Origin of the sequence: Caloramator sp. Dgby_cultured_2, assembly GCF_028872215.1 — a bacterium.
In the GTDB taxonomy this organism is placed as follows: Bacteria; Bacillota; Clostridia; order Clostridiales; family Caloramatoraceae; genus Caloramator; species Caloramator australicus.
On sequence record NZ_CP118396.1, the window covers coordinates 1,676,331 to 1,690,093 of the forward strand.

The 13,763-nt window shown below is 36.2% G+C and carries 11 protein-coding genes and 5 pseudogenes; 3 read left to right on the plus strand and 13 right to left on the minus strand.

The window, feature by feature from the left end:
• Positions 1 to 29: 29 nt before the first annotated feature.
• The 7 genes and pseudogenes from PWK10_RS11620 to PWK10_RS11645 all read right to left on the minus strand — a co-directional run bounded on the left by PWK10_RS11620 (position 30) and on the right by PWK10_RS11645 (position 5,908).
• The gene (locus PWK10_RS11620) at positions 30 to 1,283 is read right to left on the minus strand and encodes a methylaspartate mutase subunit E (protein WP_446715374.1); all 1,254 of its coding nucleotides are present in this window, start codon (positions 1,281 to 1,283) and stop codon (positions 30 to 32) included.
• On the minus strand, positions 1,280 to 1,438 hold the full coding sequence (locus tag PWK10_RS19930; RefSeq protein ID WP_446715250.1) for a hypothetical protein: 159 nt from the start codon (positions 1,436 to 1,438) through the stop codon (positions 1,280 to 1,282). The genes PWK10_RS11620 and PWK10_RS19930 overlap by 4 nt, the downstream gene beginning before the upstream one ends.
• Before the next feature lie 33 nt (positions 1,439 to 1,471).
• A pseudogene (gene glmL / locus PWK10_RS11625) lies at positions 1,472 to 2,858 on the minus strand (methylaspartate mutase accessory protein GlmL).
• Positions 2,859 to 2,866: 8 nt separating this feature from the next.
• Positions 2,867 to 3,280: a methylaspartate mutase subunit S gene (gene glmS, locus PWK10_RS11630; protein ID WP_274766157.1), complete on the minus strand. Its 414-nt coding sequence runs from the start codon at positions 3,278 to 3,280 to the stop codon at positions 2,867 to 2,869.
• Positions 3,273 to 4,220 carry a GntR family transcriptional regulator gene (locus PWK10_RS11635; RefSeq protein ID WP_342455781.1) on the minus strand — a complete coding sequence of 316 codons (948 nt, stop codon included), beginning with the start codon at positions 4,218 to 4,220 and terminating at the stop codon, positions 3,273 to 3,275. The genes glmS and PWK10_RS11635 overlap by 8 nt, the downstream gene beginning before the upstream one ends.
• A gap of 217 nt (positions 4,221 to 4,437) precedes the next feature.
• On the minus strand, positions 4,438 to 5,076 hold the full coding sequence (locus PWK10_RS11640; protein ID WP_342455509.1) for a radical SAM protein: 639 nt from the start codon (positions 5,074 to 5,076) through the stop codon (positions 4,438 to 4,440).
• Positions 5,063 to 5,908 carry a sensor histidine kinase gene (locus PWK10_RS11645; RefSeq protein ID WP_274766160.1) on the minus strand — a complete coding sequence of 282 codons (846 nt, stop codon included), beginning with the start codon at positions 5,906 to 5,908 and terminating at the stop codon, positions 5,063 to 5,065. Before PWK10_RS11645 ends, PWK10_RS11640 begins: the two co-directional genes overlap by 14 nt.
• 179 nt (positions 5,909 to 6,087) lie before the next feature.
• On the opposite strand from PWK10_RS11645, the gene PWK10_RS11650 reads away from it, so the two are divergent.
• The 3 genes from PWK10_RS11650 to PWK10_RS11660 all read left to right on the plus strand — a co-directional run bounded on the left by PWK10_RS11650 (position 6,088) and on the right by PWK10_RS11660 (position 6,962).
• Positions 6,088 to 6,378: a hypothetical protein gene (locus tag PWK10_RS11650; protein ID WP_274766161.1), complete on the plus strand. Its 291-nt coding sequence runs from the start codon at positions 6,088 to 6,090 to the stop codon at positions 6,376 to 6,378.
• A 25-nt stretch (positions 6,379 to 6,403) separates the two neighbouring features.
• On the plus strand, positions 6,404 to 6,616 hold the full coding sequence (locus PWK10_RS11655; RefSeq protein WP_008909147.1) for a hypothetical protein: 213 nt from the start codon (positions 6,404 to 6,406) through the stop codon (positions 6,614 to 6,616).
• A 79-nt stretch (positions 6,617 to 6,695) separates the two neighbouring features.
• Positions 6,696 to 6,962 (plus strand): hypothetical protein, encoded by a 267-nt coding sequence (locus PWK10_RS11660; protein WP_274766162.1) that lies wholly within the window; start codon positions 6,696 to 6,698, stop codon positions 6,960 to 6,962.
• Positions 6,963 to 7,084: 122 nt separating this feature from the next.
• Here the strand turns inward: PWK10_RS11660 and PWK10_RS11665 are convergent, their stop codons facing one another.
• The 6 genes and pseudogenes from PWK10_RS11665 to clpX all read right to left on the minus strand — a co-directional run bounded on the left by PWK10_RS11665 (position 7,085) and on the right by clpX (position 13,756).
• A complete protein-coding gene (locus PWK10_RS11665; RefSeq protein ID WP_274766163.1) occupies positions 7,085 to 7,486 on the minus strand; it encodes a CPBP family intramembrane glutamic endopeptidase in 402 nt (133 codons plus the stop codon).
• Complete coding sequence (locus PWK10_RS11670; protein ID WP_274766164.1) at positions 7,483 to 7,677, minus strand: hypothetical protein; 195 nt, start codon at positions 7,675 to 7,677, stop codon at positions 7,483 to 7,485. The genes PWK10_RS11665 and PWK10_RS11670 overlap by 4 nt, the downstream gene beginning before the upstream one ends.
• A 39-nt stretch (positions 7,678 to 7,716) precedes the next feature.
• Positions 7,717 to 8,304, minus strand: a pseudogene (gene yihA / locus PWK10_RS11675) (ribosome biogenesis GTP-binding protein YihA/YsxC).
• Positions 8,291 to 10,619 (minus strand): annotated as a pseudogene (lon, locus tag PWK10_RS11680) (endopeptidase La). Before lon ends, yihA begins: the two co-directional pseudogenes overlap by 14 nt.
• A gap of 102 nt (positions 10,620 to 10,721) precedes the next feature.
• A pseudogene (gene lonB, locus PWK10_RS11685) lies at positions 10,722 to 12,370 on the minus strand (ATP-dependent protease LonB).
• A gap of 91 nt (positions 12,371 to 12,461) precedes the next feature.
• Positions 12,462 to 13,756, minus strand: a pseudogene (gene clpX / locus PWK10_RS11690) (ATP-dependent Clp protease ATP-binding subunit ClpX).
• Positions 13,757 to 13,763: the final 7 nt, after the last annotated feature.

The window sequence follows — 13,763 nt, forward strand, 5'->3', positions numbered from 1 at the left end:
ATGTAATAGTTACATATTTGGTCTTCCAACTAAAAATCCCTTTCCAACTGCATATATGTCATCAACAACCATTTGGAATCCAACTTCTCTTTTTCTACCTTTGCTCTTTCCTCTAATTGTTTTCTGTGGAAATCCTTAATTTCCTGTGTAAATGGAATATTTCCGAATTCTAATATTCTCACAGCACCATTGTTATCTCTTGCAGGTAGTATCCTTCCTGCATTATATTTGCTTGGTGCAAATGGAATATCTAAAATTCCCATTTCAAATGCCTTCACAACGCCTTGTGCTAAATCTCCCTTTCCTACTTCAAACACTTTATCGATTATGCACTTTGTTTCCATTTTAATTAGCTTGATTTCCTCCTCAAGCTCCTTTGACATTGGAAGTCTTTGTCCTCTTAAAAGATTTAATGTCTGCTTTGTAGCTTTAATACCCTGTGCGTTTGCCTCCTTAGTTGGAATTCCAACAGCTTCATGAGGAGTTTTTACGATAACCTTAGTCGCACCTGCAAGAGCTGCTGTTGCAGAACCCCATGAAATAACTCCAAAGGCCTTTGCCTCATCCTGTGGGAATCCACCCATCCATTGATGGAATACTGTTGTCAAGTATATATCGTATCCATACATCTTAAAATACTCGTTTGCCTGCTCTTCTAATGCCTTCATAGCAGCAACGTCCTGAACTAAATTACCACACTGTCCATATCCTAATGTAATATTTTTAACTCCCTGTTCTGCAGCAAGAAGCCCTTCAATTATTGCAACTGCGTTTGAAATGCTTGGTGGAACCAATGTCCCAGTTAAAGGTCCAAAGGGTTCTCTATTTATTGAAATTCCCATTTCTTCATAAAGTCCAACTAATCTATCGCAGTATTGCCAGTCAAGTATAGATTTTTCAAGGCTAACGCTCTTTGCATAAGGTATATTATATGAAATTCCACCGCCTTCATTGGAAGTCCAACCTGAAGCATGGATTATTTCTGATAAAAGCCTTGCATCAGGAGTTCCGTGCCTTGCCTGAAGTGGAAGGTCAACTGCCTCAAACACCCTTTTACATCCTTCAACGCCATGGTTTACAGCAGGGAAACCGTTTAGCATTGAACGACCTGCTTTTCTACTTTCTTCAAGGCCTATTTCACACTCGTTGTATCTGTTTTGTCTTGTATAGCTATCTATTGTTGAAGGTAAAAGGTCCGCCTCGCCAACATCCTGTAAGTATTTTAAAAGATTAATATGGTCTTCAATTAATGCAACTCCTGCCCTTGGCTGAGCTAGAGTTATTCCCTCTTCCTTTGCCTTTTTAACTTTGCAGGAAAACTTTTATGCTCTGGAACCTTCTTAAGGTATTCAGCAGCCTTTTCAAGGTCCACATCCTTTCCTGTTGGCCAGTGGTTTAAAACCTCCTGTCTTACTTTAAAAATTCCTCTTCTGTCCACTTTTTATTTTTAAGTTCCATAAAATAAACCTCCTCAAGCCTTCACAATATATTTTTTCATAATTCTTATCGCCTTATCAGGATATTTTTCCGCCAAAAGCCCCATGGCTGATAAAATATACTCCTTATCAACTAAAATCTCTGGATTCATTGGTTTTAAATAATTTGGAGTATCAGGGTTAAATTTTCCTGCAGAAAGTATCTTCTTTGGATTTCTGCTGTGAACGATAACTCCCCTGTGCCAATTAGGTATCTTACATTTAAAGGTCCTTCCCAACTTGGGAATATATTATTCCCATTGGTGTATATACGCTTTCAATTAATCCAACATGCCTTTCCATCGCCATTTCTGTTGCAACCATTCCCAGGGCCTCATCAAACTCTATATCCTCTTCTTCCTTTGGAATAAAGTTTACATTAGCCTGTAGGAATTTGCATCTTTCCTCAACATCATATTTGGTATTAGGCACGAACTTTTTAATCCTTCTAGTTCCTGCAGCCTCCCAAAGGGATACTGCACTAACCCTCATTCCAAGGTCCCCTTCAACCGTCCTCTTTGCATATGGCTCCTGAAGCCCTCTTAATGTAACTCCTGCCTTTGAAGGTTCACCACTTGCGATGGAGTGAACGTCTGTTGTGGCACCACCTATATCGACAATAATTAGCTCTCCTATTCCTTCCTCTTTATCTGTTCCATCTGCTAAAATCCTTGCTGCCTTTAAAACCGCCGCAGGAGTTGGCATCAAAATACCGCTTATAAATTCCTCTGCCCTTTTCATTCCCTTTGCTTCAACTATCTTTTCCATAAATATTTCCCTAATAACTTCCCTTGCTGGTTCAACGTTTATTTGATTGAGCCTTGGCATAACGTTTTCGGTTATCTTGTGGTAAACGTGGGCATCGTTCAAAATATCATCGATCTCATCCTGTGCATTTTTGTTCCCCGCAACAACTATGGGAACATCCTTTATGTATTGCGCAATAAGTTTTGCATTATGAAGTATACAATCTTTATTTCCTCCATCGGTTCCTCCGGCAAGAAGGATGATGTCGGGTTTTTTCTTTACTATCTCCTCCATCTCGTGCTTTGTAAGCTCGTAGCTGTAAACACCAAGGATTCTGGCACCAGCCCCAAGGGCAGCCCTTTTGGCAGCCTCGGCAGTAAGCTCAGGAACCAGTCCAATTGCAATCATTTTAAGTCCACCTGCTGCTGATGAGCAGGCCAGTTTTTCAACAAAATTAACCTTTGATAAATCTATTTTTTCCTTCAATTTTTCGAAGGCATTATTAAAGCCTATCATAATGTCCGTCTGAACCGTTGTTAAATCCTTTGCTGTTGCAAGTATTTCTTCATTTTCAAGATCCACTGCAGTAAGCTTAGTATAAGTGCTTCCAAAATCTATTAAAAGTGCCGCATCCATAAAACCACCTAATCCTCTATCCCAAGATCATGTTTAAGATCCTTAATTCCAACCTCAGGTGATGTTCCTGGTGGGTATACTCTATTAAATCCCATTTCTTTAAACCTTTTTTCAACGTCGCTCCATTCCTGCTTTCCAACAACTAAGTTTCCACCTGCATATAATAAAATATTTTTTAGCCCTGCCTCATCGCATTTTTCCCTTAAACCTCTGCAGTCTATTTCCCCATGACCATAAAGGGATGATACTAATATAGCATCTGCATTTGTTTCAATTGCAGCGCTAATGAATTCTTCTTGAGAACACATAACGCCTATATTAACAACATTAAATCCAGCATCTGAAAATGCCCTTTCAAGAATTTTATTTCCTACAGCATGGCAGTCAGCGCCAATAACACCTAAAACAACAGTTTTACCCATATTTATCCTCCTTAAAGAATATTTTTGATTCTATTATCTTTGACATAATAGCCTTGACGGACCCTTGATCAAGGGAATAATCAAAGCTTATTATTTCTTTATTATGTGCAATTTTTGAAACATCCTCACGTCTTCCTGGGGAAACTATTATAACGTCCGATGTGTCGACGATTTCCTTAACTTCCTCTGCCTTTTTGCTTGTGGATGCACGAATGTCAACAGCATCAAGCCCTGCTGATGTCAAAGCAGTTTTAACCTTAAAGGCAAACTCATTGGAAAGACATAAAAGGGCATACTTTGTCCCCTTTGGATATCGTGCAATCCTTACAATGGCCTCAAGGCAGGGATTAATTGCAACTCCAAATACTTCCTTATTAAGATCCGATGTTAATGTCTTTACCTCGTTGACGTGATTAAAGGTTGCTATGATAAGATGTGCATCCTTAAGCAGTTTTTCTGTTCTTTCATCCCTTTCCTTAAGGTTTGCTATGGTAAGTGGATTTACGTTCATTTTAGTATAAAAGGATAATTCTTTTGCAAACTCCTTTGCCTGTTCTATATTGCACTCTACAAATACAGCGTTTATATTTTTTAATAGTTCTTCCTTTTCGTTTATTCTTTCCTGAACTAATGCCAAGAATTCCTTTGGATTAAGCCCAAGTTCCAAAGCCTCTTCAAGGCCTAAATCGATTATTCTAAATAGCTTTTCCTTAACATTTTGCTGCTTCCAGGTTGTCCCTTCTTCTGCAACAAAGGTTCCTTTTCCTTGATAGGAAACAAGAACTCCTTCGCTTTCAAGAAGGTTATAGGCAGCACTTATCGTATTTCTGCTGGTATTTAATATTTTTGCAAGCTCCCTTTCCGTTGGCATCTTGTCCCCTATTTTAAGATTCCCATTTTTAATTTCATTCATTATCTGATTTTTAACTTGTATATAAATAGGAACCGAACTTTTTTATCAATGGATATATTCATAATTCCACCCCATTGGTCCATTTAAAAATTGGCTTAATCCATTATTATTTTATCACAATATATATCAAATTGTTAATTTACTCTTTATCATATTTTCTGAAATTTTTGATTAAAAAACTTTATCGATTATTTTCTACATTATTTGCAACTTCTCTTGCAATTTCATAAAAAATAACGCCCCTTTAGGCGTTATTTTTAAAAAGTATCAATTTTTCATCCACAGTCCACCTTTTATATATTTCCGTTTTAAACTTTGTTTCTATGCTTTCAAATATTACTTTGTTAATTTTTTTATCCATCAACTTTTTTATTTCCTTTAATGTTTCAATATCTTCATAGGTAGATATATCATCTGTTAGCAAAATGCCTTTTAATATTAGTTCTAAATCGTTTTTTAAAACCTTATCTATAGCATCCTTTAATTTATCCTCATCTATAAAGGGTTTATGAAAATAATCGTATTCTAAAATAATACCCGAAAGTCCAAATCCCTTAAGGTCCTTTAATATCCTAAAATATATATCTAAATTACCCCAAGAACCATTTGTAATAACATATTTTTTTATATCTATGTCCTTTATTTTCTTTAAATACCTAAAAAGCATTGAAGGATTTAAAAATACTTCTCCACCTTCAATTATTATGTAATTATTGTATCCTTCATTTATAGCTTCTAAAACCTTATCTTCAAATTCATCCTGGTTCATAAATCCCCTTTTATAGGGTGCACACCTAAATCTGCAGTGGTGGCATAAGAAATTGCATTGGTAAGTTACTATTACCCTAACGCCCTTCATACAACCACCGTTAGAGTGTTTCATAAATATCCGAAAATTCAATGTTTATTTTTTCAACTAACGCATTTACATCGTTGCATCCTTCACAGGAATTCTCAACCAATCTTACAGGAATTTCAATAAAAAATTTTGTTCCTTTTCCCTTTTTGCTTTCTATCCAAATGCTACCGCTGTGCATCTCAACTAATCTTTTAACAAGGGAAAGTCCAAGGCCTGTTCCTTCGTTTTCTTTATAATTCTTTTTAAGCTGTTTAAACTTATTAAATGCCTCCTCAACTTCCTTCTTAGTCATTCCTACTCCATTATCCTGGACCATAATTTGGACTTTACTTCCTAAATCGTTAATCTTAATCCTTATCCTTCCTCCATAGGGAGTAAACTTTATGGAATTAGACAGCAAATTTAGCATAATCCTTTCCATCTTATCGGGATCAAAGGCAAGTAACCTTTCGGAAACGTTTGAACAAAAGTGAACTTCAATTCCCTTTGTAGATGCATAGTCCTTTACAGAACTTGTGATATTCTTAATAAGGCTTACTATGTCCAAGTTTACTAAATGAATATTAAAAAGATCCGCCTCGATTTTAGTAACATCAAGAACATTATTTACAAGCCTTATAAGCCTATAGCTGTTTTGCTTTAACACCTTAAAATATCTTTTTATTATCGTATTGTCTTGATATAGTTTACCGCTTGCTTCATAAAGTTCTAATATCTGAAGAGAACTTAAGATTATATTTAAGGGCGTTTTAAGATCATGAAAAATACTATTAAACGTATCTAAAAGCTCATAAGGACAATTTTCGCTTAAACAATCAACCCCCTGCTGCCTTCTGCATATGCATTTATCCCTCAACCCATCCATCACCATCACCCGTTTATTCAGTTTTATAATTATATTATTCTACAAAAACTTCAAATTTCCTTTTATTACTAATTAAAATATGAATTTTTTATTAAAAATTTATTTGTAACCATTTAATTTGATTTTGCATAGGCTATATTAGAAAACCTAATGAAAGCGAGGGTGGATAGATGGATTATGGTAGCTTACTTTCAACTTTAAACTTTGATGGTAAAAGCGATAACCTGTTAACAACTTTAATTATACTTGGGATAATATTCTTCTTTGGCAAGGATCAAGGTGGATTTGGATTTGGATGTGGATATGGACATGACGACTGCTGCTGCAAGCATAAGCATAAACATCACAAACATCGCTGCTGCCGCTGCTGCTATGGTAAAAATGATGACAGCTTCTTTATAATCCTTTTGATTGCTTTAGTTCTTCTTTTAAGCCAAAACTCAAAGGATGATAAATGCTAAAAATTAAATTTAAGGAGGGATATATATGTCAAAGAAATGTGGCTGCTACAAGGGATCAGACTTTTATAATTTACTTGCCCTGCTTTTAATAATCTTACAATTTGGTAAAAGACCAGACCACAGTGGAAGCCATCATGATGGAGGAGACCTTCTTGACAACAGCTTGTTATTCGTAATCTCACTCTTCTTAATTGTTTGCGGCTGCTGTGGCTTCAAGAGAGGATGCACTGCTGATTAACTAGGTATGGGCAGAGCAAAACTATCAAGTTCTTGATGGTTTTGCTCTGTCCATATAACTAATTTAAGGAGGGAACAAAATGTCTCACGAGAGAAAGGACAAAAAGGACATGTCAGATGAGTTTAAAAACATCCCGGATTTAGTGCCCGAAGACTTTAACTTAGAAAACTTTTTATCCCGTGTTGATCAAGAGAAGATATTTCAGCTAATTAATACCATCAGTCAAAATTTAAATAAAAGGGATAAAAGGATAGAAGTTTTATCCATGTTAAAGGAATTCCTACCAGAAGAAAGATGCAAAATAGTTGACATGTTTATTACAGCATTAGGTGGAAAGGTTAACTAGTCAAAGGAATATTATGATATTTCATGATTAAAAGTCCAACGACGGAAACCAAATTAAACAAAAATGATTGAAAACAGCCGCTTTATATCCAAACTTATCATACAGATAGCAATTAAAGACTCCTACCATAAAAAGGATACAGCCCCTGCAATATTATAGTGTAAAAGCATAAAAAGAAGGCTTGTAAATATAGCTGAAAATGTTTTATTAGTCTTTGCAAGATTTCTATAAAAAATATGCCTGAATATGAATTCTTCTAAAATTGGAGCTGCAATCACGGTCATTAAGGAAAGATAAATCACTGATGGCCAAGGTTTTTCTAAAAATAGCTTCATTACCTCCTGTGGCTGAGGTTTAATCCCAAATTTCATAAGCAAGGCAACATAAATCCCGTTAATTATTGTAACCACTATTCTAAAAACTATTGAAATGCCAATTAAATAAGAGATCTTTCCTCTAATTGGTCTAAAATAATAAAGTTCCCCCTCATCACCTTGATTTTTAATAAAATAAAGGGTTATCAAAACAGCAAAAAGGGGACAATGTTCTGGGTATAGGTTACTGCAACAATATAAGGAATAAATGCTAAAATCCAAATCATCCTTCTTGCCATTCTATTTCTAAATCTTTTTATCATTGAAAACCATGGCGGCAAACTCAAAAGCAATAAAATCGATAAGTATTGGATAATTTTTATTATTTTACCATCAAGCATATAATCTCTCCTTTTAAAATAGGCATGCATTGTGCATGCCTATAAATTTTCTTCAAATACCTTCCAAAGCTCCTCTTTTCCTATTTTTTTAATGATGAGAAAGGAATAAAATAATCTTGATCTGTTAACTGCAATTCTCTTTTTAACATATTTATATTCTTAATAAGCTCACTTCTTGACAATTTATCGATTTTAGTTGCAATGACTACAAGTTTTTGCCGCTATGTCTTATAAAATTTAGCATCAACTTATCGTCCTCAGTTGGTGCGTGCCTTGAATCCACCAAAAGTGCGATTAATTTTAACTCTTCTCTCCCGTTTAGATAATCCTCAATCATCTTTCCCCATTTTTTCTTTTCTTCCTTAGAAACCTTTGCATATCCATATCCTGGTAGATCAACAAGATAAAAGGAATCGTTTATATTAAAAAATTTATAGTCCTTGTTTTTCCTGGGGAACTACTTGTCCTTGCCAATGATTTTATATTCACCAGTGTATTGATTAATGATGACTTACCTACATTAGAACGGCCTGCAAGGGCAATTTCAGGCCGTCCAGTATTAGGATATTGATAAGGAAAGACTGCAACCTTTTCAAGTTCTGCCTTTTTATCTTCATTTTTCTTCACCCTTTACAAGAGCATTTTCTAAAACTTCTTCGATTCTTTCAACAAATATAAAGTTAATCTTTTTTCTTATATTTTCAGGAACCTTTTCAATATCCCTTTTGTTTTCTAAAGGCAGAATTATATTTCTTATTCCTGCCCTATAGGCTGCAAGGGATTTTTCCTTTACACCGCCTATTGCAAGAACTCTTCCCGTTAGAGTGATTTCTCCCGTCATTGCAATATCGCTTCTTACTGGCTTTTTAGAAAGGGCTGAAACCATGGCTGTAACCATAGTAATTCCTGCCGAAGGTCCATCCTTTGGAACTGCTCCCTCTGGAACATGAATATGAAGGTCTGTTGATTCATAAAACTTTGGATCAATTCCAAACTTTTCGGCATTTCCTCTAATAAAGCTAAATCCTGCCCTTGCAGATTCCTTCATAACATCTCCAAGTTGGCCGGTAAGCTCTAAACTTCCCTTCCCTGGCATCGGCATAACTTCAACAGGAAGGGTATCACCACCATAAGGTGTCCAGGCAAGCCCCATTGCAACTCCAATTTGCTCCTTCCTATCCCTTTCATCCTGTTTAAACTTTGGAATTCCAAGGTATTTTTCAAGGTTTTGTGAAGTTATCTTCACCTTTTTATCCGGCTTCTTAACAACCTCTATAGCAACCTTTCTACAGATTGATCCTATCTTTCTTTCAAGGTTTCTAACACCAGATTCCCTTGTATAAAGATTAATAATATCCTTTATAACGCCTTCGGATATTGATATATTTTCCTCTTTAAGGCCGTTTTCCTTTATCTGCCTTGGAAGAAGGTATCTGCTGCAAATCTTCACCTTTTCCTCATCCGTATATCCTGATATTTCAATTACTTCCATTCTGTCAAGAAGTGGTCTTGGAATAGTATCTATAGTATTTGCTGTTGTTATAAATAAAACCTTAGAAAGATCAAAGGAAAGCTCAATATAATGGTCTCTAAAACTGTGATTTTGCTCAGCATCTAAAACCTCCAAAAGGGCATCAGCAGGATCCCCTCTAAAATCTGAACTTAATTTATCTATTTCATCCAATAGGAACACAGGATTTTTAGAACCCGCCTGCTTCATTCCGTAAATTATTCTTCCTGGAATTGCCCTGATGTAAGTTCTTCTATGCCCTCTAATCTCTGCCTCATCCCTAACTCCGCCTAATGAGATCCTTACAAAATTTCTATTTAAAGCATTAGCAATTGACCTTGCAATAGAAGTTTTTCCAACTCCGGGTGGCCCAACAAGACAAAGGATTGGCCCCTTCATGCTCTTATTTAGTTTTCTTACTGCTAAAAATTCCAAAATCCTTTCCTTAACCTCTTCAAGGCCATAATGTTCCTTTTCTAAAACCTCTTTTACCTTTTCAAGATCCTGTGTATCCTTAGTTTCCTTCGCCCAAGGGAGCTCTACTATCCAATCAAGATAAGTCCTAATAACTCCGCTCTCAGGAGAATTAGGCCCTATTCTTTCTAATCTTTTTAATTCGTAGGCTGCCTTTTCCTTTGCTTCTTTTGGGAGCTTTGCCTTTTCAATCTTTTTCTTATATTCCTCTATCTCCTCCTGTATTCCATCCCTATCTCCAAGTTCCTCTTGAATTACCTTTAGCTGTTCCCTCAGATAGTATTCCTTTTGCATCTTGTCTATTTTTCTTTTTACCTTCATTCCTATCCTTTTTCTATCTTTAAAATGTCTATTTCCCTTGCAAGTATCTCAAGGAGCTTTCTTAGCCTTTCAACTGGATCAATTGCCTCTAAAAGTTCCTGCCTTTTATCCTGCTTTATTGCAAGATAAGAAGTTATTATATCGGCAAGTTTTCCAGGCTCATCAATATCCTCGGCGGTGCCTAATATCTCATCTGGAATAGTGTTATTCTGATTTACATACTCCTCAAAGGCCTTAATTGCCTGCCTCATTAAAGCTTCCACTTCTGCAGTTTTTTCAACAAATTCCTCTTTAAATATCTTTATTTTAGCAGCAAAAATGGTTCTTTTTGAGTTAATTCTTCTATTTCTGCCCTATGTAATCCTTCCACCAAAACCCTTATATTATCTCCAGGAAGTTTTAAGATCTGCTTTATTTTAGACACTGTTCCGATTTTATATATATCATCTATTTCAGGGTCTTCAACCTTAGGATCTCTTTGGGTGACTAAGAAAATAAGCTGTTCATTAACCATTGCCTCTTCAAGGGCTAAAATCGACTTTTGCCTTCCAACATCAAAGTGAAGAACCATATGGGGGAATATACTAACACCCCTTAAGGCAATAAGAGGCAGAAGGTTCTCCTTTAATTCCTCCATCTATATCAACTCCCTTCAATATGAGTATTTCCCATTTAGACTAATATATTATACCTTAATTATCCATATATTTTCAACACGGATATTATAACAATTGGCACCCTAAGGGTGCCAATTATGCTGTGCTCTTTTAAGAAGAGTCCTCTTATCTACAAGGGCCTCACACAAAACCTCCTCTATCCTCTCAACCGGAATAATCTCTATGTCCATTTCCTTAAAGTTCTCCTGATAATTTTCCTTTGGAATCAAAACCTTTTTGCACCGGCCTTTCTTGCAGCTTCAATTTTTGCAAGGATTCCTCCAACTGGTTTTACAAATCCCCTGATTGAAACCTCACCAGTCATCGCAACTTCATTATCAACCGGAATTTCAGTTATAGCACTATATATCGCAGTTGTTATTGTAACCCCTGCAGAGGGACCATCGATTGGCATTCCACCAGGGAAATTTACATGTATATCATAGTCCCTCGTATCTATATCTAAGTATTGCCTTAAAACCGTTAAAACGTTTTCAACGGATCCCTTTGATGTGCTTTTCCTTCTAAGTTTTCTTCCAAAGGTTCCGGTTTCCTCTTCATCTATAATACCTGTTATAGTTAATTTTCCACTTCCCTTTTCAACCTTAATAGCTGTAGCTTCAACTTCTAGTAAAACTCCAAGATTTGCACCAACCACCGCAAGGCCATTAACGCATCCTACCTGAGGTTCCTTTGTAATCTTCTTATCCGGTCTTGGGCTATAGTGTCCGCTTTCTATAACGTATTCAACATCATTTACCGTTATATTCCATCTTTTTCATTAATTGCAATTCCACCTGCAATCTGCACTATGTTAACGGCTTCCCTACCGTTTGTAGCATACTTTGCAACCGTCGATACAGCATCCTCATCTATTGTAAATCCGCCCTTCTTTGCCGCATTCCTTGCAATAATTTCGATCTCGTCTGGTGTTAGAGCCCTAAAAAATATTTCAACGCATCTTGATCTTATAGCGGGGGATTTCCTCTGGACTTCTTGTTGTTGCACCTACAAGTCTAAAATCTGCCGGAAGCCCATTTTCAAATATATCCTTAATGTGGGTTGGTATATTGGGATCCTCTGAAGAATAATAGACGCTATCCAAAAATACCTTTCTATCCTCTAAAACCTTCAAAAGCTTATTCATCTGAATTGGATGGAGCTCCCCGATTTCATCTAAAAATAGTATTCCTCCATGGGCCTTAGTGACAGCTCCGGGCTTTGGCTGAGGTATCCCTGCAACCCCTAAGGGCCCTGCCCCCTGATAGATAGGATCATGGACAGAACCTATTAAGGGATCCGCAATACCTCTATCATCAAATCTTACCGTTGCTGCATCAACTTCTATAAACTTTGCGTTGCTCTTAAAGGGTGAAATAGGATTTTTCTTGGCCTCCTCCAAAACAAGTCTTGCTGCAGCGGTCTTGCCTACACCAGGTGGCCCATAAATTATAACATGCTGAGGATTGGGTCCGCAAAGGGCTGCCTTGAGTGCTTTAATTCCCATCTCCTGACCTATGATTTCGTCAAAGGATGAAGGTCTTGTTTTTTCAGAAAGCGGCTCAGTAAGGCTTATAGATCTTAACTTGTTCAACTTTTCTAATTCCTTTTTACTTTCCTTTTCAATGTAAACCTTTGTGCTCTGCTGTCCCTTTAAAAGGTTATAAAAGTAAATGGCAATTATGGCTGTAAATATTAAATTTAAAATCACCAAAAACTGACTTGCAATCATAATTTCCCCTCCCTTTCTATTTCAAACTTATTATTTCCCTTTTAAAGCTCATTATTCAGGGAGGAGAAATAAAAAGAGGCTTAAAGAAGCCTCACGATACGCTCTGTGTCTTTAATTTAGCCCTTTTTGCGCTTTGAGAAGATTTTTTCTTTTTTAATGATTCGCCAATTATAAGCTTTGGAGGCTGTTTATTAACAACCGTATCCAAAGTGATTATACATTTTGCAACATCTTCCCTTGATGGAATTTCAAACATAACATCCATCATAAGCTCTTCCATTATCGCCCTTAAACCTCTTGCCCCTGTCTTTCTCTTTAGCGCTTCATCTGCGATAGCTTCAAGGGCTTCCCTTTCGAATTCTAATTCTACACCGTCCATTTCAAAGAGCTTAGCATATTGCTTTGTAAGGGCATTTTTAGGTTCAGTTAAAATGTTTATAAGAGCATCCTTATCAAGCTGATTTAAAGTAACTACAATAGGAACTCTTCCTACGAATTCCGGTATCATACCAAATTTTAAAAGATCTTCAGGAAGTATATGCTTTAGAATTTCTCCTACATTTCTTTCATTTTTGCTCTTTATTTCAGCACCAAAACCTATTGAATTTTTGTGAAGCCTCTTTTCTATAATTTTGTCAATTCCTTCGAAGGCTCCCCACATATAAACAGAATATTTGTAGTATCTATCTGTAAAAATTCCTGATGAGGATGTTTTCTGCCACCCTGAGGAGGAACATTAGCAACTGTTCCTTCTAATATTTTTAAAAGTGCCTGTTGAACACCTTCCCCTGAAACATCCCTTGTTATTGAAGGATTTTCAGATTTTCTTGCAATCTTATCGATCTCGTCTATATAAATAATTCCCTTTTCTGCCCTTTCAATATCATAATCAGCATTTTGAATAAGCCTTAATAGTATGTTTTCAACGTCTTCTCCAACATAACCTGCCTCAGTCAACGTTGTAGCATCAGCTATTGCAAAGGGAACATTAAGCATCTTTGCAAGTGTTTGGGCAAGCAAAGTCTTCCCTAAACCTGTAGGTCCTAAAAGAAGTATATTGCTTTTTTGAAGTTCAACATCATCTCTTCTGCTCTTTGGTGCATTTATTCTTTTATAGTGATTGTAAACCGCAACTGCAAGTGCCTTTTTAGCTTCATCCTGACCAACTACATATTGATCAAGATATTCCTTTATTTCCTTTGGTTTTGGAAGATCTCCTGTTTCATAATCCTGTTCGTATTCTAATTCTTCAGTTATAATTTCAGAACAAAGTTCAATGCACTCATCGCATATATATACACCAGGACCTGCGATAAGCCTTTTAACTTGGTCCTGAGGTTTTCCACAGAAGGAACATTTTAATTTCTTTTCATCTAGTTTTGACATTGTGACA